At 55.7% G+C, this 25,060-nt stretch carries 20 protein-coding genes; 14 read left to right on the forward strand and 6 right to left on the reverse strand.

Annotated features, from left to right (window positions below):
* Positions 1-34: 34 nt before the first annotated feature.
* The 3 genes from HUN04_23520 to HUN04_23530 are packed head-to-tail and all read left to right on the forward strand — an operon-like array spanning position 35 to position 4,643.
* Positions 35-1,774, forward strand: coding sequence for an FAD-dependent oxidoreductase (locus tag HUN04_23520; GenBank protein WDP92527.1), 1,740 nt, complete (start codon positions 35-37; stop codon positions 1,772-1,774).
* Positions 1,771-3,597 carry a 2-oxoacid:acceptor oxidoreductase subunit alpha gene (locus HUN04_23525; GenBank protein WDP92528.1) on the forward strand — a complete coding sequence of 609 codons (1,827 nt, stop codon included), beginning with the start codon at positions 1,771-1,773 and terminating at the stop codon, positions 3,595-3,597. Before HUN04_23520 ends, HUN04_23525 begins: the two co-directional genes overlap by 4 nt.
* Positions 3,594-4,643, forward strand: coding sequence for a 2-oxoacid:ferredoxin oxidoreductase subunit beta (locus tag HUN04_23530; protein WDP92529.1), 1,050 nt, complete (start codon positions 3,594-3,596; stop codon positions 4,641-4,643). Before HUN04_23525 ends, HUN04_23530 begins: the two co-directional genes overlap by 4 nt.
* A 3-nt stretch (positions 4,644-4,646) precedes the next feature.
* On the opposite strand, the gene HUN04_23535 is transcribed toward HUN04_23530, so the two are convergent.
* Together HUN04_23535 and HUN04_23540 are read right to left on the reverse strand one after the other, a co-directional pair.
* On the reverse strand, positions 4,647-5,315 hold the full coding sequence (locus HUN04_23535; GenBank protein ID WDP92530.1) for a class II aldolase/adducin family protein: 669 nt from the start codon (positions 5,313-5,315) through the stop codon (positions 4,647-4,649).
* A complete protein-coding gene (locus tag HUN04_23540) occupies positions 5,312-6,781 on the reverse strand; it encodes an aminotransferase class III-fold pyridoxal phosphate-dependent enzyme (protein ID WDP92531.1) in 1,470 nt (489 codons plus the stop codon). The genes HUN04_23535 and HUN04_23540 overlap by 4 nt, the downstream gene beginning before the upstream one ends.
* 165 nt (positions 6,782-6,946) lie before the next feature.
* On the opposite strand from HUN04_23540, the gene HUN04_23545 reads away from it, so the two are divergent.
* Positions 6,947-8,536 (forward strand): carbohydrate kinase, encoded by a 1,590-nt coding sequence (locus tag HUN04_23545; protein WDP92532.1) that lies wholly within the window; start codon positions 6,947-6,949, stop codon positions 8,534-8,536.
* Positions 8,537-8,563: 27 nt separating this feature from the next.
* On the opposite strand, the gene HUN04_23550 is transcribed toward HUN04_23545, so the two are convergent.
* Complete coding sequence (locus HUN04_23550; protein WDP92533.1) at positions 8,564-9,166, reverse strand: TetR/AcrR family transcriptional regulator; 603 nt, start codon at positions 9,164-9,166, stop codon at positions 8,564-8,566.
* Positions 9,167-9,455: 289 nt separating this feature from the next.
* On the opposite strand from HUN04_23550, the gene HUN04_23555 reads away from it, so the two are divergent.
* Positions 9,456-10,139: an HAD-IB family hydrolase gene (locus tag HUN04_23555; GenBank protein ID WDP92534.1), complete on the forward strand. Its 684-nt coding sequence runs from the start codon at positions 9,456-9,458 to the stop codon at positions 10,137-10,139.
* 44 nt (positions 10,140-10,183) lie between these two features.
* Here HUN04_23555 and HUN04_23560 read toward each other — a convergent pair whose 3' ends face one another.
* Together HUN04_23560 and HUN04_23565 are read right to left on the reverse strand one after the other, a co-directional pair.
* On the reverse strand, positions 10,184-11,080 hold the full coding sequence (locus tag HUN04_23560; protein ID WDP92535.1) for an MBL fold metallo-hydrolase: 897 nt from the start codon (positions 11,078-11,080) through the stop codon (positions 10,184-10,186).
* A 34-nt stretch (positions 11,081-11,114) separates the two neighbouring features.
* Complete coding sequence (locus HUN04_23565) at positions 11,115-12,524, reverse strand: sigma 54-interacting transcriptional regulator (GenBank protein ID WDP92536.1); 1,410 nt, start codon at positions 12,522-12,524, stop codon at positions 11,115-11,117.
* Between the two features lie 470 nt (positions 12,525-12,994).
* On the opposite strand from HUN04_23565, the gene trxA reads away from it, so the two are divergent.
* Together trxA and HUN04_23575 are read left to right on the forward strand one after the other, a co-directional pair.
* Positions 12,995-13,294 (forward strand): thioredoxin, encoded by a 300-nt coding sequence (gene trxA / locus HUN04_23570; GenBank protein WDP92537.1) that lies wholly within the window; start codon positions 12,995-12,997, stop codon positions 13,292-13,294.
* 36 nt (positions 13,295-13,330) lie between these two features.
* Positions 13,331-15,412 carry a DUF4445 domain-containing protein gene (locus tag HUN04_23575; protein WDP92538.1) on the forward strand — a complete coding sequence of 694 codons (2,082 nt, stop codon included), beginning with the start codon at positions 13,331-13,333 and terminating at the stop codon, positions 15,410-15,412.
* 150 nt (positions 15,413-15,562) lie between these two features.
* On the opposite strand, the gene HUN04_23580 is transcribed toward HUN04_23575, so the two are convergent.
* Positions 15,563-17,662: a response regulator gene (locus tag HUN04_23580; GenBank protein ID WDP92539.1), complete on the reverse strand. Its 2,100-nt coding sequence runs from the start codon at positions 17,660-17,662 to the stop codon at positions 15,563-15,565.
* Between the two features lie 568 nt (positions 17,663-18,230).
* Between HUN04_23580 and HUN04_23585 the strand changes: the two genes are divergently transcribed.
* From HUN04_23585 to HUN04_23615, 7 genes are all read left to right on the forward strand, one after another.
* Positions 18,231-19,571, forward strand: coding sequence for a GTPase (locus HUN04_23585; protein ID WDP92540.1), 1,341 nt, complete (start codon positions 18,231-18,233; stop codon positions 19,569-19,571).
* Positions 19,552-20,490 carry a carbamate kinase gene (gene arcC, locus HUN04_23590; protein WDP92541.1) on the forward strand — a complete coding sequence of 313 codons (939 nt, stop codon included), beginning with the start codon at positions 19,552-19,554 and terminating at the stop codon, positions 20,488-20,490. The genes HUN04_23585 and arcC overlap by 20 nt, the downstream gene beginning before the upstream one ends.
* 348 nt (positions 20,491-20,838) lie before the next feature.
* Complete coding sequence (locus HUN04_23595) at positions 20,839-21,087, forward strand: sulfurtransferase TusA family protein (protein WDP92542.1); 249 nt, start codon at positions 20,839-20,841, stop codon at positions 21,085-21,087.
* Positions 21,088-21,100: 13 nt separating this feature from the next.
* On the forward strand, positions 21,101-21,547 hold the full coding sequence (locus HUN04_23600) for a hydrogenase iron-sulfur subunit (protein ID WDP92543.1): 447 nt from the start codon (positions 21,101-21,103) through the stop codon (positions 21,545-21,547).
* Between the two features lie 19 nt (positions 21,548-21,566).
* Positions 21,567-22,868, forward strand: coding sequence for a CoB--CoM heterodisulfide reductase iron-sulfur subunit A family protein (locus HUN04_23605; GenBank protein WDP92544.1), 1,302 nt, complete (start codon positions 21,567-21,569; stop codon positions 22,866-22,868).
* Positions 22,858-24,753 (forward strand): CoB--CoM heterodisulfide reductase iron-sulfur subunit A family protein, encoded by a 1,896-nt coding sequence (locus HUN04_23610; GenBank protein WDP92545.1) that lies wholly within the window; start codon positions 22,858-22,860, stop codon positions 24,751-24,753. Before HUN04_23605 ends, HUN04_23610 begins: the two co-directional genes overlap by 11 nt.
* Before the next feature lie 11 nt (positions 24,754-24,764).
* Complete coding sequence (locus HUN04_23615; GenBank protein ID WDP92546.1) at positions 24,765-25,043, forward strand: winged helix-turn-helix domain-containing protein; 279 nt, start codon at positions 24,765-24,767, stop codon at positions 25,041-25,043.
* Positions 25,044-25,060 lie beyond the last annotated feature (17 nt).

Consider the following 25,060-nt stretch of genomic DNA (forward strand, 5'->3'; position numbering starts at 1 on the left):
TCAGAATATCTTTTTTCAAACGGGGAGAAGAGGATTGAAACCGACCGACATAGAGAATCCTGAGTATTTCCATCGCGTGATTGACTGCCAGTTTGCATGCCCGGCCCATACCCCGGTGCCGGAGTACATCAGGCTGATTGCACAAAAAAAATACGGACAGGCCTATATGATTAACTGGTGGTCCAATGTCTTTCCGGGAATTTTAGGGCGGATCTGCGACCGGCCCTGCGAACCGGCCTGCCGGCGGGGCAGGGTGGAGGAAAAGGCCGTGGCCATCTGCCGGCTCAAACGGGTCTGTGCGGACAATAAGGAGGGCAAAGACCTGACCTTTCCCCAAATCCCCCGGGAGAAAAACGGGAAAAAGATCGCCCTCATTGGCGGGGGGCCGGCGTCCCTGACCGTGGCCCGGGATCTTATGCCCCTGGGGTATGAGGTGGACCTCTACGATGACCAGGGGGCGGCCGGCGGATTTGTCAGAAGCCAGGTGCCCTCATTCCGGCTCCCGGAAAAGGTGCTGGACGAGGAGGTGAACGCCATCCTGGACATGGGGGTGACCACCCACCTCAATACCTATGTGGCCAGTTTTAAGGATTTTCTGGCCAAGGGACATGACGCCATTTTCATCGGCACCGGTGCGCCCCGGGGCCGGGACCTTGACCTGCCGGGACGTCAGGCGGGTGATGCGTCCATTTTCGTGGGCATTGAATGGCTGGCCGCGGTGCAGTATGCCCATGTGAAAAAGGCGGGGAAGACCACCCTGGTCATCGGCGGGGGGAATACGGCCATGGACTGCTGCAGAACGGCAAGGCGGCTGGGCGGCGAGAAGGTCAAGGTCGTCATCCGGGGGAGCCGGGACAAGATGAAGGCCTCTCCCTGGGAAATAGAGGATGCGGTCCGGGAGGATATCCCCATTCTGGAGTTCCTTTCGCCCAAAGCGTTCGTTGTTGAAAAAGGGGCGCTGAAAGGGATGGAATTTACCCCCGCGGATAAAGAGGGCGGTGAACCGGTGTTTATCCCCTGCGATCAGGTGCTTCTGGCCGTGGGGCAGCAGAATGCGTTTCCCTGGATTGAACCGGATGCCGGCATCGGGTTTGACGAGCGGGGAAGGCCCCGGGTAAACGAGGTGACCTTTCAGTCGGATCTGCCCCATGTGTTTTTCGGCGGGGATGCGGCCTTTGGCCCTAAAAACGTGATCACAGCCGTGGCCCACGGCCATGAGGCCGCCGTCTCCATCGACCTTTACTGCAGGGGGAAAAATTTACAGGAACGGCCGGCTCCCTTTACCAGTCTGGCCGCCCAGAAAATGGGGCTGAGGGACTGGGCCTACGACAATGCGGTGACCGTGGACCTGCGCCAGGATGTGCCCATGGCCCCCAAGGTGAAATCCATTAAAGACCGGCTGATGGAGGTGGAACTGGGCTTTGATATTAAAACTGGCAAAAAGGAAGCCCTGCGCTGCCTGAACTGCGATATCCAGACCGTATTCAACATGGATGAGTGCATTGAATGCGACGCCTGTGTGGATGTCTGTCCCACCACCTGTATCAATTTCCTGGAAAACGGGGAAGAGGAGGAGCTGAGACAGCGGCTGGCCGTGCCTGCCGTAAACCGGTCCCAGTCCCTCTATGTTTCGGCTGCCCTGCCCACGGGCCGGGTGATGGTCAAGGATGAGGATGTCTGCCTCCACTGCGGACTCTGTGCCGAAAAATGCCCCACAACTGCCTGGGACATGCAGAAATACACCTATAACACCACAAAGGCAGGATCAAAATGAATAAACTTACCAGCGTCAATGATTTTGTGGTCCGGTTTGCCAATATCAACGGCTCGGGGTCGGCCAGTGCCAACAATCTCTTTGCCAAGGCGGTGTTCCGTCTGGGCGTACCCGTGAGCCCCAAAAATATTTTCCCCTCAAACATCCAGGGGCTGCCCACCTGGTATGAGGTTCGGATCAACGAGCAGGGATTCCTCGGGCGCCGGGGGGGGTATGATTTTGTGGTGGCCGTCAACGGCCAGACCCTGAAACAGGACTATGATCATCTCAGGCCCGGGGGGTATTTTTTCTACGATGATACCCGGTCCCTGCCAGAGGAATTCAACCGGCGGGATATCACGGTGATTCCCATGCCCCTCACCGGGCTGGCCAACCGGGAAATTGAGAACCCAAAACTTCGGTCCCTGCTGAAAAACATTATTTATGTGGGGGCACTGGCCGCCCTCTTTGACATGGATTTTTCCGTGTTCACCGACTCCATCACCAAACAGTTCAGTAAAAAGCCCAAGCTGGCGGCGCCCAATATCAAGGCCCTGGAACTGGGGTATAATTATGCCTCGACGCATTTTGACGGGATCTGCGGGCTCTGTGTGGCCCGCAGCGACAAACTCACCGACCATATCCTCATGGACGGCAATACGGCCACGGCCCTTGGGGCGGTGTACGGCGGGGCCACCGTTGCCGGCTGGTACCCCATCACCCCCTCCACCTCGGTGGTGGAATCCTTTGACCGGCTCACCCGGAGGATGCGCCTGGATGAAGAGGGAAACCGCAGGGCCGCTGTGATCCAGGCCGAAGACGAACTGGCGGCCCTGGGCATTGCCGTGGGCGCCGGCTGGAACGGGGCAAGGGCCTTTACCGCCACCTCGGGCCCGGGGGTTTCCCTGATGAATGAACTGCTGGGACTGGCCTATTTTACGGAGATCCCGGTGGTCCTGGTGGATGTCCAGCGGACCGGGCCCAGCACGGGCATGCCCACCCGGACCCAGCAGTCGGACATCCTGTCCTGCGCCTATGCCTCCCATGGGGATACCAAACATGTGCTGCTCTTTCCACAAGACCCCAAGGAGTGTTTTGAAATGGGAGCATTGAGTTTTGACCTGGCCGAGTCCCTCCAGACCCCGGTAATGCTTGTCAGCGACCTGGATCTGGGCATGAACGACCATGTCTGCGAACCCTTTGAATGGGATGATGCCCGCAGCTACCAGCGGGGCAAGGTCCTGGATGAGGCCCAGCTGGATGCGCTGGACAGGGACTGGGGACGGTACCTGGACAGTGACGGGGACGGGGTCTGCTACAGGACCTATCCCGGCACCCACCCGGAAAAGGGGGCCTATTTTACCCGGGGCTCCTCCCATGACGAATATGCCGCCTACACAGAGGACAATGCCGCCTATAAACGGTGCATGGAGCGGCTGGAAAGAAAATGGGAAACCGCCAAAACCATGGTGCCGGAACCTGATATCTCAATCAACGATGAGGGAGCCGGTTCGGGCATGATATTCTACGGCACCACTGCCCATGCCGCCACAGAGGCCGTGGCGCTGCTCGAAAGCCGGGGCACTCCCCTGAATACCATGCGCATCACAAGTTTCCCCTTCGCAGATTCGGTGGCTGAATTCATCCGGTGCCATGACCGGGTATTCGTTGCCGAGCAGAACCGGGACGGTCAGATGCGCACCCTGCTGATCAATGAATTGGGCGGCAGGCCGGGCATCTCCCCGGATAAACTGATTTCCATTGCCCACATGGACGGGACCCCGCCGGATGCCGTTTCCATCTGCGATGCCGTGACCCAAAAGATGAAAGGAGGTGCTGCATGAGCCGCCGCCCTGTTTTCCGCCACCCCAACCTGCCGAAGAACGATCTGGGCTATACCCGCCGGGACTATGAAGGGCTGGATTCCACCCTCTGCGCCGGGTGCGGCCATGATTCCATTTCCAACGCCATCATCCGGGCCTGTTTTGAACTTTCCCTGCCTCCCCATAGGGTGGCCAAATTGTCGGGCATCGGATGCTCCTCCAAAACCCCGGCCTATTTTTTAGGCAAGTCCCACGGATTCAACTCGGTCCACGGGCGGATGCCCTCCATTGCCACCGGCGCCAACATGGCCAATCGGGATCTGATCTACATCGGCGTCTCCGGTGACGGGGACACCGCCTCCATCGGCATGGGCCAGTTCATCCATGCGGCCCGCCGCAATATCAATATGACCTATATCGTCATGAACAACGGATGCTACGGCCTGACCAAGGGCCAGGACTCGGCCACGGCGGACCGGGGATCGGCCAGCCGCAAGGGGCTGCCCAATCCCTTTGAGGCCATTGACCTCTGCGAATCCGCCGTCCAGCTGGGGGCGGGATTCGTGGCCCGGGGATTTTCCGGGGACAAGGCCCAGCTGGTCCCCCTGATCAAGGCGGCCATCCGCCACAAGGGCTTTTCCCTGGTGGATGTGATCTCCCCCTGCGTGACCTTCAACAACACCCCCTCATCCACCAAGAGCTACCATTGGGTAAGGGACCATATGGAGGCCACGGCCACCTTTGATTTCATCCCCATGCGGCCGGAGATCACCACGGAATACGAGGAGGGGGACGACCAGTCCGTGGCCATGCACGACGGAGGTCTCATCCATCTGCACAAAAGCGATAACTCCTTTGAGGTCACCAGCCGCCGGGCCGCCATTGATGCCCTGGAGCATTACAGGGAAAAGGGCCAGATCCTTACGGGCATCCTGCATGTCAACGAAGCACTCAAGGATACCCATGAGATCATGGAAACCACAAAGGTTCCGCTGAACAGCCTGACGGCAAAGGAACTCTGCCCGGGTAACGATACCCTGCAGGGCATCATGGCCGGTTACCGGTAGGCGCTATCTGTTCTCTTCCTTTTTCCGGGAATACATGAACAGATAGACCTTGTGCATCATCCAGGCTTCGATTTTGTGGATGGGTTTGGCCCCGCCAATGAATTCGGATTCAATGAATGCCTTGCAGGCCTTTTCCAGGACCAGGGCCGCCGTAACCGCCTCTTCCATGGTCCGGCCCAGGGTGACGGCGCCGTGGTTGGCCATGAGCGCCGCATACCGGCCGCCCAGGGCCTTTACCGTCGTTTTGACCAGTTTTTTGGTGTTGGGCAGGGCATAGTCGGCGCAGCGGATGCTGGGCCCCAGAATCTGGGCCTGGTCATCCAGGATGGGGGGGACCTCCCGCCGGGCCGCCGCCACGGTGGAGGCGTGGGGCTGGTGGGTGTGTATGACGGCGTTTACCTCTTTGCGGGTCCGGTAGATTTCGGCATGGAGCTTTTTTTCCGAGGAGGGCTTGGGACCCTGTTTCACCTCCAGGGTGTGGTAGTCCATGACCACAATATCCTTTGGTTCCATCTCTTCGTAACGCCGGCCCGAGGGGGTGACGGCCATGAGCCGGTGGTCGATCCTCAGGCTGCAGTTGCCCCAGGTGCCTTCCACCAGGCCCCGTTCCAGCAGTGTTTTCCCCCCCTGGCAGACAATCCCTTTTTCTTTTTCATACAAACCGGCCATCATACCCCCTCAATATTTTTAAATACCCGTTCAAACCGGACCAGGGCCTGGTCTATGATCTCATCGGTATCGGCCGCCGAGGTATAGAGCCTGGAGCCGGCCAGGGTGACGATCCCCTCTGCCATGTAGGCGGCCCCCATTTCCTCCATCACTTCTTTTCTGGCATGGATTTCCTTGATGGTGCCCGGGATTTTCCAGGGGCGGTTCCAGGGGATGTGAAAAAGCATGGTGCCCACGGTTTCCAGGTGGCAGATGGAGCCCTGGTTGAATGCCACAAAGGGAAGGTTGTACTTGGTGATCAGCCGGTCCAGCCCTTGGGTGAGGCGGTCGCCGGCCCGGCCGGCCTTTACAGCGGCGTTGGTCTTTTCGATTTCGCACAGGGTGAGGTAGCCGGCGGCGGCGCTTAAGGGGTTGGCGGCCATGGTGCCCCCCACCAGGGCTTTTTTGATGCCGCTCTGGATGCCGGCGGCCAGATAGGCCATGTACTCTTTTTTGCCGCCCAGGCCGCCTGCCGAGGGGTAGCCCCCGGCAATGATTTTGCCGAAGACGGTGAGGTCCGGGGTGACGTTGAAATAGCCCTGGGCCCCGCCCATGCCCAGCCGGAAGGCCGTGACCACTTCGTCGAAGATGAGCAGGGCCCCGTATTTGTCGCAGAGGGCACGGACACGGGCGTTGAAATCTTTGTCCAGGGGGCGGGTGCCGCTTTCCGGACCGATGGGCTCCATGATCACGGCGGCGGTGCCCCCCCGGAATTTGTTGCGCCACAATTTTTTTTCCAGATCCCGGATATCGTTGGGAAAGAATTCCTGGGTGTACTTAAAGCAGTTTTTCGGCACCCCGTGGGCCTCCAGGTGCTTTATGCCGGGCAGGCGGATGCCGTAGGCCAGCTGATCGGACCAGCCGTGGTAGGCCCCGCCCATTTTCAGCACATATTTCTTTTTGGTGGCCAGGCGGGCGATGCGGATGGCGGCCATGTCGGCCTCGGTGCCGGAGCCCAGCATGCGGAACATTTCAACTCCCTGCATATGCCGGGCCACCTTCTGGGCGAGCTTGAGTTCGTATTCGTGGAAAAGCCCGGTGACCGGGCCGCAGGTGTTGAGCAGATCAATGACCTGCTTCCTTATCGATTCCGGGTTGGAGCCCAGCAGGGTGGGCCCCCCGGCCTGGAGAAAGTCGATGTATTCATTGCCGTCCAGGTCCTTGAGGTAGGGGCCGGCCGCCTGGGTGAAGACCAGGGGAAAGGGGACGTTAAAGGCCAGATTATGCTGGACCCCCCCGGGGATGAATTGTTTGGCCTCGTTTATTCTGATTTTTGATTTTTTGCAATTGGTGTCGAACCAATCCATATAGGCGTTCAGGGCCTCTTTTTTCAGCCGCCGGATGGGGCCGGCGGTGAGGGCGTTGAGGCGGGCCAGCACGGCCCGGGTATCATGATATTGGCGAATGGCATAGCCAGTTTCGGAGTTCATGGAATTTTCCTTTAAAAAGTTTTTGTACTGACCAGTCAGTTTTTTTTAAATCAAATTCAAAAGGCGGTGTCAAGGAAAAAAACTTGACCGAAACTGACCGGTCAGTATATGAACCTGTAGAGGAACCCTGCCGCACCCTGACACCAAGCTAAGAGGAGGTCTTCCATGTCCCATCATTTCATGGCCTATGACATCGGCACCACCGGGGCCAAAACCTGCCTGTTCCGTCTGGACAGGGAACTTGAGCTCATGGAATCTGAAGTGGTGGGGTATCCCCTGCTCACCACGGGAGACGGGGGGGCTGAGCAGCGGGCCGATGACTGGTGGGAGGCCCTTTGCCGGGGGACAAACCAGGTGCTGGCCCGGTCCGGGTGTGCAAAAGAGGATATCGCGGCGCTGTCTTTCTGCTGCCAGATGCAGGCCCTGATCCTGGTAGACAGGGAGGGCGCTCCCGTGAGGAACCCCATGGGATACATGGACGGACGGGCCACAGCGGTGTTCAGGGAAAAGTTCGCCTCGGGTTTCCCAAGGATCGAGAATCTTAACGCCTATAGATTGCTCAACGCCCTTTTTATTACGGGGGGGGCTGCAGGAACGGCCAAGGATCCCCTCTGGAAATACCACTGGGTCCGGGAAAATGAGCCTAAGGCCTTCGGACGGGCTTACAAGTGGCTGGACGTCAGGGATTATCTGGCCCTTCGCTGTACCGGCAATCTCGCCATGACCCGTGATTCCGCCCATCTCACCTTCCTTTATGGTACCCGGCCGGGGAAAGAGGGGTGGTCAAATCGGCTCTGCCGGATGTTTGATGTGGATCCGGGCCACCTGCCCCCGGTGCAAACGGCCACGGAACCGGCTGGGGGGCTTTGTGCGGCGGCGGCCCGGGATCTGGGACTGGCCAAGGGAACCCCTGTGTTCAACGGGGGAGGGGACGCCTCTCTCATCCCCCTTGGCAGCGGATGCACCGACCTCTACGATACCCACGCCTATGTCGGCACCTCGGGCTGGGTCAGTACCAACGTGGACCGGCGGATGGTGGATGTAAAGCATTTTATCGCCTCCATCTGCGGGGCCGTATCCGGATCCTATAATTATATTGCAGAACAGGAAACATCGGGGCTCTGTCTGGATTGGGTGAGGGATCACCTGGCGCTGGATGCCATCGGGGTCTACCTGGAAAACCAGAGCCCCAAAGCCCTGGACAGCGACCGGCTCTACGATCTGATGAATGAAAAGGTGGGGGAAGTCGATGCCGGCGCCGGCGGCCTTATCTTTACCCCATGGCTTCACGGCAACCGCTCCCCCAGGGAAGATCCCCACGCCCGGGGCATGTTTTTCAATATCGGGCTGAACACCGGGAAACGGGCCATGATCCGGTCAGTGCTGGAGGGGATTGCCTACCATAAACGGTGGATGCTGGAGGCCATTGAACGAAAGGTGCCCCGGCAGGAGAGCCTGCGCCTGGTTGGGGGCGGGGCAAAATCCCGGGTTCTCTGCCAGATCCTGGCCGATGTGACGGATCGTGAAATCAGAGTGCCTGAAGATTCTCAAAATGTAGGGGCGGCCGGCGCAGCCATTGTCTGTGCCCTGGGGCTGAATCTCATCACATCAGTGTCCCAGGCCAAGGACCTGATCCGCATTCCTTCCTCCTATACCCCGGATCCCATGGCCGCGGGGGTGTATGATGAAATGTTCCGGGTCTTTAAGCAGCTTTACGAAAAGAATAAATCCCTGTTCAGGGCATTGAATACCTGAGCCCCTGTGCCGGACGGCCCAATGGGATCAACGGGCCTGGGTCAGTCCCCCGGAGAGGATGGTGAATACCGTATCGATGATGCTGTCCAGGCTGTCCCGGTCCGGGTGCTCAAGGTGGTGGCTGCACAGGGTGTCGATGATGCCGATGACGGCCATGGCCGAGAGGTGGGGGGACAGGGGGCGCAGATACCCTTTTTTCTGTCCGTATTCCAGCTGGTTTTCAATGAAATCGTTGAATTTTTTCCTGACGGACCTGATTTCATCCAGCACCTTGTGGTCAATGCCCGATGAGATTTCATTGGTGGAGATCCGGGTGATCTCCCCGTTGGCCACATAGAGGCGGATCATGGTGGCGACGATACTCCGGAAATGTTCGGGAAAGGGCAGGTCGGACGCCAGATCCGATTCAATGGTTTCCATGATCTGGTTCAGGCCCTGGGTGACCGTGGCGGCGAATAGCTTGGATTTGCTGGAATAATTATAGTAAAGGGTGCCCTTGGCCACGCCGGCCATTTCTGCAATTTCGTCCATTTTGGCCTGGTGGAACCCCTTTTGGGAAAAGGCAATGCCTGCTGCCTCAAGTATTTTTTCTTTTTTCAGGCCGGTTTTTTTTAAGGGCGCGTGGGACATCTGGTTACCTTTTCCTTTTATGGTCCGATTTTGCGGGCCGGTTTAACACCGTTGCTTTTTAAGCATGTCAATAACAGAAGATGTATCGATTTTCAATTCCTTAGCATTCAAATGCCGTTTTGCACGGTCACATGGGGGGAGGCAATGGCGGTGGCCGGGGCGGGAAAGCCCTTGAACCTGCCCTTTTGGCTGCATGGGGCGCACCATGTTGCCGATTTTTTGAAAATCCGGTATACCGGAGCAGCAGGTGGCGGGATGTGGATATGATAATCGAAAAAACGGAGAGCAGATGGCGGCATCAGCCCTGGGATGCAGTGCGGCATTTTTTGACGTTGACCATACCTTGATCCGGGGGGATACCCAGGCGCTGGAGTTCCGCCGTTACCCGGCGGGAAAACGGGGATCACCCAGGTATATCCGGGAACTTGGCCGTGTGGCGGCCGGGTGGGCGGCATTCCAGGCGGGGCGGATTTCCCTGACCCGGCAGAACGAGATATATCTGACAACCTATCGGGGCCGGACCGCTGAGGCCCTGTCGCGGTCCGGCAGGGTCCTGTATGAGGAAACTGTCTCCTCAAGGTTTATTGCCGGTGCCCTGGGCCTGCTGCACTACCACCGCCGGCGGGGGGATTTCATCATATTTGTTTCCGCTTCCACGCCCCACCTTCTGGCACCCCTGGCAGGGGCCTTGAATCCAGATTACCTTTTCTGCACCGAACTTGAATTTGACAGCCGGGGCAGGGCCACGGGCCGAAGCGCGGGCGGCATCTGCGCCGAGGAAAAAAAGGCGGAAATCGTCCGGGCATTTGTCAGTGACAAGGGGATTGATCCGGGCGTCTGCCACGCCTATTCCGACCACCATTCGGACATCCCGCTTCTCTCCTGCCTGGGCCGTCCAGCCGCCGTAAATCCCACCCCTGAACTTGCGGCCCATGCCAGGCAAATGGGCTGGCCGGTCTATCGTTTCCGTTGAATGCTTCCGGGGGAGGGTTTATCTGCCGGGCTCCCTTCCTGCTGCTACTCCCGGGCCCGCCTGATCATGAGCCGGGTGCAGTTCATGATATTGGTTTCGGTGTATAGGGCGAATTCGTCCTTGTATGATTCCCCAAATAATTCTTTGATGAGCGCTTCGTCCGGCAGCCGGGTTTTTCTGATCCGGGAGATCATGGTGCGGGCTTCTTTTTCTGCCTGGAATGGTGCGTTTACAGCCTCCCTGCCGGTGATCGGACCCTGGTGGGCCGGGCAGATGATGGCCGGTGCTGCCGCCTTGATCATATCAATGGTGGCAAGGTAATCCCGGGCATTGGTGAAAAACAGGGGCCACAGGGCCCTGCCGGGAAAATAAAATCCCAGGGAGTCCGAGCAGAACAGGGCACGGTCCTGTTCCATCCGGGCGATGAGGTTGGCCGGGGAATGCCCTTTGACCGGGATCAGATCCAGAACGGTGCCGCCCCCAAGGTCCAGCCGGGTCTCGGTTTCGATTTCCCGGGCCGCTGCCAGGTCCGGAACGGTTTCCAGGCTGGGGCGCCCGGGACGGATACCCATTTTTTCCAGGCCCAGTGAGATGCTCCTGTCTTCCTTGACCAGGGCCGGTCCGGCTTTGGGGTGGGAAATAAAATCAGATGCCCCCCGGCCGGCCAGGACCCGGGCCCCGGGGAAACGCGCCATCAGTCCGGGCAGGCCTGTGATATGATCTGAATGGGGGTGGCTGACCACCAGGTAATCCGGCGCTATATCCAGTTTTTCCAGCTGGGCAATGACATTGTCCGTGATTCCGGAAACCCCGGTTTCAAACAGGGCGTTTTTTTGGGCGCCCGTGATCAGCACCAGGTTGAAAAAATAATTGCCAAGCACCCGGATCCGCGGTGTCAGAACCAGGGGAAATCTGTGTTCAGGGATATAATGGGTTTTCATGATCAGGCCTTTTTATTTCCATGGCATCTGCAGGTTAGCTCGTTTTTTGCAGGGGAATATCCCATTTTTTCATATATTTCCAGACGGCGGTTCTGCTTTTGTTGATCCGCCTGCCCACTTCCGCCTTGTTCCAGTGGCAGTCTTCGAGCAGTTGAATCAGTTCTTCTTTTGTGATTTTTTTATTATAGGTGGGGGGGCGGGTACCGGGCAAGGCGCCGGTATCGGTCATGGGAAAGCTGTTTGAGCGTCCTTTTTCCCGGATTTCTATGGGCAGATCCTTTAATTCGATCCGGCCGGTCTCACACAGGACAAAGGCATGTTCTATGGCATTTTCAAGTTCCCTGACGTTTCCGGGCCATGGGTGTTCGATGATGGCTTTCATGGCCTCTGAACTGACCTTTGATATGTTTTTTTTCTCCCGGTCATTCCCCTTTTTTATGAAGTGGTTCACCAGCAGCGGGATATCATCTCTTCTGTGTTTCAGCGGGGGCACATGAATGGGAAAAACCTTGAGCCGGTAAAATAAATCTTCACGAAAGGTGCCTTCCCGGGTTAATTGAAAAAGGTCCTTGTGGGTGGCGGCAATAATACGGATATCGACTTTGATTTTTTTTGAATCCCCCACCCGTTCAATTTCCCTTTCCTGGATGACCCGCAGCAGCTTTACCTGCATGTACGGGGTCAATTCCCCGATTTCATCCAGAAAAATGGTTCCCTGGTCCGCCTGTTCAAACCGGCCCTTGCGGTCACGGTGGGCCCCTGTAAATGCGCCTTTCACATGGCCGAACAATTCACTTTCAAGCAGGGTCTCAGACAGCGCGGAGCAATTTACCGTGATCATGGGGTTGTCGGCATTTTCGCTGTTGTAATGGATGGCCCCTGCCACCAGTTCTTTGCCGGTGCCGCTGTCTCCCTGAATAAGGATGTTGGCCCGGCTGCTTGCCGCGGCACGGATGGCATCAAACACATTCTGCATGGCCGTGCTTTTGCCGATGATATTGCCGAGTTTATGCACCTTTTTAAGTTTTCTCTGGGCATCTTCGGCACTCTGTTTCAGTTTTTGCAATTCCGTCAGATCCGTAATGGTTTCCACAATGCCGAGAACATGTCCCTCACGGTCCTTGGACAGTCTTGCGTTTTTAATCACAGGAACATCATAGCCGCCCTTGTGGCGGATAAAGCATTCTTTTGCCTCAGTTTTTCCATGCTCCACCACACCGCATTTATGGATGTCGGCCGGGCATTTTTTACCAAAGCACCGGCTGCATTCGATCAGGCTGCAGGTCTTGCCGACGGCTTCTTCTGCCGTATAGCCGCTGATCTTTTCCATTGATTTGTTCCAGGCGGTGATGGTTCCGTTGGCATCCAGGGTAAACAGCCCCTCGGCCATTGTATCAAGGATCTGGTTGAGAAAATCCACATTCCATAATTCGTGTGTTTTCATTCTGTTATCCCATATGCAGTATAATGAAAATTTTAGATTGTAACGTTACCTCTATTTTGAGTGATTTGCAATATACAAGAGGCAATAATCCCCGCAGGATTGGACTTTTCCCTTTTCAATCCCCTGCCGCTGGATTATAAATATAGGTGATGCGATATCTTGTCTTTTTGGGGCTAAGATTGAAATGTAACCCTTCTCCCGATGCGTTACTTATCGTTACATGGCGCCATGGGGTTGCGCATTGGTTTCGCTGCCATCGCAGTTTCAATGGCGTTTCGCAATGAATTTACAGGCGCCTTTCCCTTTTACGGCGGGTAAAATCTGATTATAAGGCCCGCGTTAAATGCCTGGCATGGAATTTGATGCTCTATCATTTTAATATTTTATAGTTTTGTCTATTTGTCTATAGGGTGTTCAGAATTTGTTATGAACAATTGTTCACTCGAACAAAGCCATAAAGGATATGCAAAATGAACATGAATGTTTTCTTGGCAAGCATTAAAGAGGGGGTTGTCGTGGCTGATTTCGGTGCTTCCTGGTGCAGTCCATGCCGGACGATGGAGCCGATAATTGAACAGGTGATCCGGAATTGCCAGGGAAGAGCCACCATCATGAAAATTGATATTGATTCCCAAAAATCCCTTGCCACAGATTTCATGGTTCAAAGCATTCCCACCCTGATTCTGTTTAAAGACGGAAAAGAGATCAAGAGAATGGTCGGCCTTAAATCCCGGTCAGTGATTGAAAAGTGGTTGAATGAGGCCCTTTAACATGTCGTTCCAACCTGATTGTGCGGAGGAAAAAACATGGCAAGATGTAAGAACCATCCTGAAGTAGAGACCCCTTATGTCTGTATGAAACATAATACCGGATTGTGTGAAAAATGCCTGCAATGCCCGGATCCTAACCTTTACTGCAAATTCAGGTCAGGGTGCCCGATTTATTTCCTTTCCAGGAAAGGCTTTGATAAAAAGGAGGCGGTCCGGCCGCCGGATAAATTGAAAGTCGCTTTCCAGCCCAATAATGTGGAAGTGGAGGTGGCGGCCGGGACCCATTTGCTTGATGCCGCAAAACTTGCGGATATCTATGTCAATGCGTCCTGCAACGGCAACGGGTCCTGCGGCAAGTGCAAGCTCATTGTCGAGTCCGGATCCGTTGACAGCCCCGACACGGCAATGCTCAGTCCAAAGGAGAAGGAAAAGGGCTTTGTTCTGGCCTGCCAGGCAACGGTGACGGCGGATGCCATCGTCAGGATCCCCGAGGACACCATTGAAAAGAAACTCAGGGCTGCCGGCATGGGGGATGAGGCCAGGAAAAAGCTCACCGGCCTTGTAAAAGAGGTCTCCCCCCTGGTTAAGAAATATACCCTGACCCTTGATCCGCCGACGCTGGATGATTCCACAAGCGACCTGGAACGGCTGAAAACAGCCCTGTCCAAGGTGGGATGCGATGTGAACACCATGAGTACGGGGATCAGGGTCATGCGGGAACTGACGGATGCGGTAAGGGCGGCCGACTGGCATATCACCGTGTCCGTGCTCCGGAAAAAGTGTTCCCACGAAATCGTGAGGGTTGAGCCGGCCGGATCTGCCCTGCGGTCCCTGGGTATGGCTGTGGACCTGGGCACCACTTCCATTGTGGTCTACCTGGTGGACATGGAAAAAGGCGAGGTGATTTCAGGCGCCTCCGGCCATAACCGCCAGGCCGCCTGCGGGGATGATGTGATAAACCGGATTGTCTGCGCGGAAAAGAACGGGGTCAGAAAGCTGAAAAAGATGGCCGTCTCAACCATCAACAACCTGTCCCAGCGGGCCCTGGCGGACCTGCCTGAAACCCATGCCAATATTGAAAACATCGTCATTGCGGGGAATACCACCATGGTACACCTGCTGTTGGGCATCGACGCCCGGTATATCCGCAGGGAACCCTACACCCCCACTGTATCTGAATTCCCAGTGCTCAAGGCAGGGGAAATCGGCCTTAAAGCGGCCCATTATGCAGGGACCTATATCATGCCCGGCCCTGCGGGATATGTAGGGGGGGATATTGTCTCCGGGGTGCTGTACACGGGGATGCACAACCGGGAGGCCCTCACCCTTTTTATTGACGTGGGCACCAACGGGGAGATTGTTCTGGGCTCCAAAGAGTTTCTCATGACCGCTGCCTGCTCGGCAGGCCCGGCCTTTGAGGGCGGCGGGATACGGTGGGGCATGCGGGCCGAGGAGGGCGCCATCGAGGCGGTTTCCATTGATGCCGATACCTTTGATCCGGTTTGCCAAACCGTGGGGGACCGCCCTGCCAGGGGGATCTGTGGATCCGGCATGATTGACCTGCTCTCCGAGATGTTGAAAAAAGGGATCATCGGCCAGGACGGTAAGTTCAGAATCGACCGGGAGCATGCCCGCATGACCCGGATCAATGACGAGCCCGCCTTTATTCTGGCCTTTTCAGACCAGGCAGATGCAAATGAAGATATCATCTTCACCGAATCGGACATTAGAAGCCTGATCCTCAGCAAGGCCGCCGTATATGCCGGATTTACCATTTTGATGGCGCAGGTGGGCATGGATTTTTCCATGGTGGACCAGTTGATAATCACAGGCGGGTTCGGCCAGTACCTGGATATTGAAAAAGCCGTTGCCATCGGCCTTCTGCCTGACATTGAACGGGAAAAATTCGTCTATATGGGCAACTCTTCCATTGCCGGCGCATTCATGGCACTGGTGTCGGACCAATACCGCAGGGAGGCGGTTGCCCTGTCCAACCAGATGACCTATGTTGATTTTTCCAGCAATACGGGGTTCATGGACGAATTTGTCAAAGCGCAGTTTTTACCCCATACGGATGCAAATCTTTTCCCCAGTGTACGGTTGCGCATCCCCGCCTGACTAACGAATTGTCGGGTGGTGTGGAGGGAGCGGGCGCCTTCACGGCAGAGCGTGTGGCCGGCTCTGCCGGCCGGGCGCGCCCAGGACTCCGGGCGGTGTTTCCCGGACGGTGTGCGGCTGGTCTGTTTTGGATCGATGGTCAAGGGGGAACTAATTATCCAGGACACCGCGCACCATCCGGACGAGGCGTTCCGGTGAAAAGGGTTTTTGAAGAAAATTGCGCCCCGGGCTCAGGAGGCCTTCAAGGGCAATTTTATTGTCCGTATATCCTGACATATAAACGATCTTTATCCTGGGGTGATCCTTTTCCAGGGAATCCGCAATCTGCATCCCCCCCATTTTGGGCATCACCACATCGGAAATCAGCAAATCAATCCGCCCGCCGTGTTCCCGGTTGATCTTTAATGCCTCTTCCCCGTCTGCCGCCTCCAGGACATCATACCCTTTAAGCGTCAACACCCTTTTGGCAAGGTCCCTCAGCGCCTGGTCATCTTCCACGAGCAGAATCGTTTCATTGCCCCCATCGGAAAGGTTCCTGGCGTTTTTAGCCTGTTCCGGCGGTTTGTTCCGGTGGGCCGTCGCCGCCGGCAGACAGACCCTGAAAACAGCGCCTTGCCCGGGGCGGCTTTCAACCCGGATCACGCCTCTGTTCTGTTGGGCAATTCCGTAGACGGTGGATAAGCCGAGCCCGGTCCCTTCCCCTTCCTTTTTGGTGGTATAAAAGGGCTCGAATATGTGTTTCTGGGTCTCTTGGTCCATGCCGATGCCGGTATCGGTGACAGAGAGCATCACATGGGGGCCCCGGATCCCATTATTGCCGGACCAATATACGTTGTCCACATCGATATTGGCTGTTTCCACCAGAATCTGCCCGCCCTGGGGCATGGCATCCCTGGCATTGACGGCAAGGTTCATGATCACCTGCTCCACCTGTCCCTGATCTATTTCCACATCCCAGAGATCCGGGGCTGGATTCATCAGGATTTCAATATCCTCACCAATCATCCGCCTGAGCATTTTTTTCATCCCGTAAAATACGGTATTCAGATCGAGAATTTCAGGCTGTATTACCTGTTTCCGGCTGAAAGTAAGAAGCTGCCGGGTGAGAACCGCTGCTTTGTTTCCCGCAATTTCGATCTGTTCGATATTTCCTTGAATCGCCTCGTTAATCCCTTCTTCCATTAAGGCGATGTTGGCATTCCCGATGATGGTGGTGAGAATATTATTGAAATCATGGGCAATGCCGCCGGTCAACAGGCCGATGGCCTCCATTTTCTGGGCCTGTTGCAATTGCTCCTCCACCTTTTTCTGTTCGGTGATATCCTGAACGATCCCGATGGACCGTATCGGCCGGCCGCGGTCATCGGTGATTTCTTCAGACTGTTCACGCACATAACGAATCTCGCCGTCATTTTTTCGAATGATGCGGTGGATCAGCTTGTAGGGCCGGTGTGTGGTTATGGATTCCAAATAGGCCCCATCCACCATTTCCCGGTCATCGGGGTGGACAATGGATAAAAATCCTTCATAATTGGTTTCAAATTCCTCCTTGTTGATACCGAAAATATGGTAGATTTCATCTGACCAAAAGAGCCGGTTCTGTTCCAGGTCAAGCTCCCAATTGCCGATGTGGGCAAGCCGCTGGGCCTCTTTGAGCCGTTTTTCGCTCAATTTGAGTTCTTCCTCGACCTTTTTGCGTTCTGCTATTTCATTTTTAAGTGTATTGGTTCGCCTTTCAACAAGATTCTCAAGGTGGATTCTGTACGCGTTAAGTTCTCTTTCCTGGAGGATCAGTTGAAAATCTGCTTCAACCAACCCCTTGAACTGCCATAATAATTTCTGGAAATCATCTGAGATGGAACGTTTTTTTCTGTCAAGGACACAAATGGTCCCGAAGATTGTGCCGTCCGGCCAAACCAGGGGGACGCCCAGGTAAAAATACATACCCAGAGCGATATCGGGATTGTTTTTCCAACGTTCACTCTCCAGGGCATTTTTAACATAGAGCTGGGAACGTGTTTTCATGACGGTTTCGCAGTACAGCCCTGTATCCAGATCTGCTTTTTCATTGGGCTCGTAGGGGTTGTCCCGGGTGTTGCTGGCGATTAGCACCTCAATTTCTTTGGGCGCAACCCTCATGATCAATCCGGCGGGCACATCCAGAATCCTTGCCATCAGATCGACGGTTTTCTGCCATTTTTCAAGGTAATAATCGGGTAAATCGTATCTGCTGATTGGTTTTCCCTCCATTGGAAGTCCTGGTTATGTACGATTCTATCATTCCCGGGAAATCATCGTATCAAGAAGTATCGCTAAGACGGTCTGTATTCCCAAACCTGCGAATAGAGATGGTGTTCTATGCGTGACGCGCAGAAAGTTTCGACAGACTCACGTTACCACTTAATGGTGAACTTATCAAATTTTTTAAAGGACCGCCCATGCAATGATCCCGCAGGCGCCCGGAACCGGGGAGCATCCAGGTGGCGGCCGTATTCGGGTATGCGTCCGGGCAGGCCGCCGAATGAACGGGCCCACTGAATCACCACAGGCCTTTCCAGCCCCGAACGCCCTTATTGATTTTTCATGGAGAGGAATGGTATTTTATATATAGTGTTCATTCAGGCAAATTTGCACCCCCCACCTGCTTCAGATTGCTTTCCTTTATGACCGGAACGGGTATCGACATTTTCTGTGCCGGAATCAATCGGTTTAAGTGCCCGCACATTTGGCCAGGCAGCCGGAAACGTCATCACTTATTTGTTGCCTGAACCGGGCATACCGGTGAAGGCGTTAAAACTGAGGGAAAAGGAGGGCAGCCATGGTTGAAAAGGTCATTATCATGGGAGCCGCCGGACGCGACTTTCATAATTTCAATGTCTATTTCAGGGACAATAAGCGGTATGATGTCGTCGCCTTTACCGCGGCCCAGATTCCAAATATCGAAAACCGGCGGTATCCCCCGGCGCTTTCAGGGCGGCTGTATCCAGATGGCATCCCCATTTATCCGGAAACGCAAATTCTCTCCCTGATTAAATCACATCAAGTGGACCTGGTTTCTTTTTCATACAGCGATATCAGCCATATAGAGGTGATGCATAAGGCTTCCATGGTAAATGCGGCTGGGGCGGATTTCGTCGTTATCGCTGCGCCTTACACCATGTTGCAGTCCAATAAAAAGGTGATCTCGGTTTGCGCCGTCAGGACCGGATGCGGCAAATCCCAGGCCAGCCGCCAGGTCTACCGGATTTTGAAAAAAATGAACAAGAGGCCTGTCCTGGTCCGCCATCCAATGCCCTACGGCGATCTCGGACGGGAACCGGTTCAGCGCTACGCGGCCTATGGGGATCTCGACAGGTACCAGTGCACCATTGAAGAACGGGAAGAATTCGAACCGGTCATTGAGATGGGGGCGGTTATTTATGCGGGAATTGATTACAAAAAGGTATTGGCTAGTGCTGAAAAGGAGGCTGAGGTCATTATCTGGGACGGGGGGAACAACGACACCCCGTTTTTTAAGCCGGATCTGAGTATCGTATTGTTTGATCCCCACCGCGCCGGAGATGAATGTAACTACCACCCCGGGGAAACCAATATGCTCATGGCCGATATCGCCGTGATCAATAAGGTGGATACGGCATCGCCCGAGGCGATTTTGAAACTGGAAAATTCAATTGGGTTGCACAATCCAAGGGCTGTGATCCTTAAGGCCGATTCCCTGATCACGGCAGATCAGCCCGACCGAATCAAAGGGAAACGGGTGCTGGTTGTGGAAGACGGCCCCACCCTCACCCATGGGGGAATGGGGTTCGGGGCCGGCACCATTGCGGCACAGCGGTTTGGGGCAGCCCGTATCGTTGATCCCGCCCCCTGGCTCTCCGGATCGTTTAAGGCGCTGTTTGCCGCTTTCCCGCAGATGGGCCCGCTGCTTCCCGCCGTGGGGTACGGGAGGCCGCAGATAGCGGAAATGGAAAGGGTGATCAACGCCGTGGACTGTGATCTGGTCATTTTGGGCACCACCTGCGATCTGAGCCGGTTCATATCGATTAACAAACCTGCCGTCCGCATCCGCTACGAATACAAGGACCACGGCACCCCGACCCTGGAGGCAGAGCTCCGGAAGCGTATCTCGGAGGGAAAAGATGACGGATTCAGGGAATAAAAAACCGATTCTGCTGGTCGCCCTGGGCGGCAACGCCCTGATCAAAAAAGGCCAGGAGGGAACCGCGATTCAGCAGTTTGACAATTTGAAGGCAACCGTCAGGCAGATTGCCAGGCTCTCACGTGACTATCGTATCATCATCACCCACGGGAACGGCCCCCAGGTGGGTAATCTGCTGCTCCAGCAGGAATGCTGCACCAGGGTGCCCCAAATGCCCCTTGAAATTCTGGTGGCCCAGACCCAGGGGCAAATCGGCTACATGATTGAATCCGCCCTGGAAGCGGAACTCAGAGCAATGGGGCTGGACGCCAGCCTCCTGGTCAGCCTGATCAGCTATGTGGTTGTTGACGAGGATGACCCGGCATTTCAAGCGCCTACAAAGCCCATTGGACCGGTTTACACAGAAAAACAGGTGAAAGGGGTTTCCTGGCCCTTCCGGAAAACCGCCAAGGGCTACCGGCGGGTCACCTGTTCTCCCAAACCGGTCACCATTGTTGAAAAACGTGAAATCAAACGACTCATGGAAATGGATTTTATTGTGATCTGCTGCGGGGGCGGGGGGATTCCGGTGATCCGGGAAGGCCGGGCGTTCAGCGGCATTGAAGCCGTCATTGATAAGGATCTGGTCAGCATGCGTCTGGCCAGGGAAGTGGACGCAGACCTTTTCATCATTGCCACCGATGTCGAGGGGGTGGCCGTCAATTTTAAGACACCAGACCAGATATTTCTAAGAACGCTTTCCATTAAAGCGGCCAGGGCGTACTTGGCGGATGGCCATTTTGCCGAAGGGACAATGAAACCCAAGGTGGAAGCGGCCATGCAGTTTGCAGGCCTTCCGGGAAAAAGAGCCGTGATTGCCTTTTTGGAAAATATCGAAGGGGCGGCGGCCGGTACTGCAGGCACCGAATTTGTGGCCTGAATCATCCCATCCTATACACACCGGCACCATTAAAGTGCCGCCCCATTTCATATCCACCGGGTTCTCCGGGAAGACCCTTTCCCCATCCCAGCGATGGCAGCGGAACAGGTAACCAATAGGTAACGCAACCTAACGTTCCTTCTGTGGAACCCCCATTGAGGGGAGAGGGCTGAAGAATATTTTCAATGCCGGCAAAAGGACCATGGCCAAAGGGCTCGGCCATTCTTTACCATTGGCCCGCGGTGGCCGTTGGGGGGCTGGCATCTCTTTTGCTCTATGTGATTTCCGTAAACCCGAAACCAGAACAGGTTTACCCATTTAACCCCAATTAAACAGAGGAGAATTATCATGACAGACCTGAATACCATTGAAGCCGATTGTCAGGTGGACGCACGCGGAAGCGCATGCCCCGGCCCCCTTCTTGAAGCCAAAAAAGGCATCGGCAAAGTCCAGGTGGGACAGACTTTGGAAATTCTTTCAAACGATGCCGGCACCAGAAACGATATCCCGGCATGGTCCGGGAAGGTCGGCCATGAATATCTGGGATTCCTTGAATCCGACGGATATGACAAACATTACATTACCCGGAAAAAATAAGGGGGGCCTTCCCATGACCACCCAGGACACTGCCGGAACCGATGCCAAAATCATCGTCCTTGCCACGGAAGCCTGCGCCTACCCGGGTGCCAATTCCGTGGGCCAGGCGCATTCTTCCTACCCTGCAAACACCTATATCCTCCGGGTCAGGGCGCCGGTCCTGTTCCCGGAACGCTTTTATATGGATTGTTTTCAGAAGGGGTGTGCCGGCATTATCGTGATGTCCTGCGGGGAGGAATGCCCTTATGAAGGGGCCTATCATGCCCTGGCCAGACGGCTGGACAATGTCTACAAACTCATGAAGGAAAATGAGATTGACATACGGCGGCTGCGCCTGACCTCCATCTGCACGGTGTGTAACAGGGCATTCCTCAACGAAATCAACCAGATGAACGACATCGTTCAGGAATTGGGCATCCCCGTTTTCAAGGATTCGCAACCGGCTGAGGCAATGGTTTAAGCCTAAAGAGAGGCATGGTATGAATGAAAAAAAAGTTTTGAAATTTGATTCCCTTGTGATCGGCGGCGGCATTGCCGGCCTTCAGTCGGCGCTTGACCTTGCCGACCAGGGATTTAAGGTGGCCGTCCTTGAGAAGGATGCATCGGTGGGCGGAAAAATGATCCGGCTGGCCAAGGTCTTTCCCACCCTGGACTGCGCCAGCTGTATCACCACCCCCAAGATGTCCGCGGCATCCCACCATGAGAATATCACATTGTTTACCTATTGCACCCTGGATGCCATGACCCGGAAGGACGGCATGGTATATGCCAGCGCCACCCAAAAGCCCCGGTTTGTGGATCCGGATAAGTGCATCGGCTGCCGCCAGTGCGAGTACAACTGCCCGGTGTATGTAGAGGATCATGAACAGGGCAGTCTGACCTTAAGAAAGGCCGCCTATATCCCTTTTTCCAACGCCATTCCCCAGCTGGCGCTGATTGATGCGGATCATTGTTCCCTTTGCGGTAAATGTGAAAAGGTCTGCCCCACCGATGCCATCGATTATTTCCAGCAGCCGGAACCCTTTATTATCGAGGCAAAGACGGCTGTGGTAACCACCGGATTCAACCTCACCCCCGCGGACCAGAAAAAGGAGTACGGCCAGGGACAGGTGGAGAATGTGATCACCTCCCTGCAGATGGAGCGGATTCTGGCCCCCCACGGCCCCTACATGCGGGTGCTCAGGCCCTCCGACGGCAAGGAACCCGAATCCATCGCCTTTGTCCAGTGCGCAGGCTCCAGGGATAAAAGCCTGGGGGTGTCCTATTGCTCCAGGGTGTGCTGCATGTATGCCATCAAGCAGGCCATGCTGCTGTCCGGCGCCCTGCCCCTGGCGGATCTGACCATTTATTACATGGATATCCGGGCATTCGGCAAAGGATATGAGCAGTTTTACCAGAACGCCAAGGCCATGGGCATTGAATTTGTCAAAGGTAAAATCGCCTCCATTGCCCAGGGGGATGACCAGACCGTGGCCCTTAAGTACGAGGCCCAGGAGGAGGGCGGCAGACTGGCTGTCCGGGAGCATGACCTGGTGGTCCTTTCCCTGGGCATTGTGCCCGACTGGCATCCCAAGGGCATCTGCGATATCGCCACGGACACCGATGCATTCATCAAGTGCAAGATGCCCAGGATCGCCCCGGCAATGACCAGCATGGACGGGGTGTTCACCGCAGGCGTCGCCGCAGGCCCCAAGGATATCGTGGATACCATTGCCGAGTCCGGTGCCGCTGCCATGGAAGCTGCCAATTACATGAAAGGAAACCTTGAACATGCCTATTAACAATAAAGAGGGCCTGAAAGGAGCCGATGCGTCCCAAAAGGCCCAATCCCTGGAAAAAACAGGGGGCCGGGAGAAAGTCGGGGTATATATCTGCCACTGCGGCGGAAACATTTCGGATCATGTGGATGTGGCGCAGGTCGCAGAGAATGTGAAGTCCCTGCCCGGCGTTGAGCAGGTCCACACCAATTCCTTTATGTGTTCGGATCCGGGCCAGGAACTCATCCAGAAAGATATCGAAAGCGGTAAAATCAACCGGGTGGTGGTGGCGTCCTGTGCCCCCAGCCTCCACGAAACCACTTTCAGGGGCGCCATTAAGCGGTCCGGCATGAACCCTTACCTGTATGAACATGCCAATATCCGCGAACAGGTCTCCTGGGTACACCACGGGGAACCGGCCACCGCCAAGGCCACCAAGCTCATTGAAGCGGCCATTGCCAAGGCAAAAAAATTAGAGGCACTGGATCCCATCCGGGTGGATGCGAAGCGCCATGTCACGGTGGTGGGCGGGGGGATGGCCGGCATGCGGGCCGCCCTGGACCTTGTCCGCCAGGGGTTCGAGGTGTCTATTATCGAAAAAACCGTATTCCTGGGCGGCAATGCCGCCGGGCTGGACAGGCTGTCTCCCCATGACCAGGATGCAGGAGCGCTGATCCGGGAACTCCATGCCAACCTGATGCGCCAGGATGGGGTGAGCATACACACCTGTGCTGAAATTTCTTCATTTTCCGGTTTTGTGGGCAATTTCGAGCTCTCCGTCTCCCAGGTCCCCTTTGATGTGACCCGGGCATGGCAGCCGGGAAGCTATGTTGAGAACCGGGGCATCTATGTGGGAAATACCTGGACGGCAAATGAACCCTGCCAACTGAAAACCGGTGCCGTGGTCATGGCCACCGGTTTTAAATCCCACATACCGGCAAAGGGCACCTTTGGATTCGGCGATATGGACCGGGTCGTCACCCTGGCGGATTTCATACGTGCATTCAAAGAGGCCAAAATCAAAGACGGCCTTTTCCATCTGGACCACCGCCCCGTCCGCCGTGTGGCTTTTATCCACTGCGTGGGCAGCCGGCAGATTCCCGGGATCCATGAGCCCGATGAGAACGGTAATTTAAATGAGTATTGTTCCAGAACCTGCTGCAGCGCCACCCTCCAGGCGGCCCTTAAACTCAAAAAAGAATGCCCCGGCACGGATGTGTTTGACTTTTACAGGGACATCCGCACCTATGGCCGGTTCCAGGAAGACATTTATGATGAGGCCGCTTCGTCCGGGATCCTGTTCATGCGGTATGAACCCGATGCCCAGCCCGTGGTCGCCCATACCCCGGACAATGAATTCCCCGTAAGCGTCAGTGTGAAGGACGTATTGACCTTTAATGAAGAGGTCGAGGCGGAGGTGGATCTGGTGGTGCTGGCAACGGCCATGGAACCCAACAATATCTCATCCCTGGTGGAAATGATGAAGCTTCCCGTGGGCGCCGACCGTTTCTTACAGGAGGTTCATCCCAAACTGCGGCCGGTGGAAGTGGCCAATACCGGGATTCTTCTGGCCGGGACCTGCCAGGCCCCCATGGATATCACGGAAACCTGTGCCGCCGCCCAGGCCGCCTGTGTGAAAACCTCTGCGCTTTTAGGGAAAGGATTTGTGGAGCTGGATCCCTTTGTGGCCCAGGTGGATACCGGCAGATGCAAGGGGCACGGGGCGTGCAGAGAGGCCTGTCCTGTGGACGATGCCATTGAACTCCATGATGGCAAGGCCCGGGTCAACCCGGCCCTGTGCACGGGCTGCGGCATCTGCACGGCGGTCTGCCCGGAGAACGCCATTGATGTCAACGGCTGGTCCCTGTCCCAATACGAAAAAATGGTTGATGCCATCCTGGCAGCCTGAGGAGGTTTGCGATGAAAAGCAAAAAGGAAAGATTAAAAGCGCTTCGTGAGGAGCGGGCCGGGGCCATTTCCCAGGCCCGGGAGCGGATGAAAGCCGACAATAAGCTCATGAAGGCGATCAAAACCCAAATAAAGGAGAGCGCCATGACTGTGCCGCAGATCGCCCAGGCCATTGGCGAACCCCCTTCAAAAGTATTGGTGTACCTGTCGGGCCTGAAGAAATTCGGCATGGCCGTTGAAGCGGGAAAAGAGGGTGACTACTACACCTACCAGGGCGCGCCGACCCCCTAGATAAAATCAGATAAAAG

It is taken from the genome of Desulfobacter sp. (assembly GCA_028768525.1).
In the GTDB taxonomy this organism is placed as follows: Bacteria; Desulfobacterota; Desulfobacteria; order Desulfobacterales; family Desulfobacteraceae; genus Desulfobacter.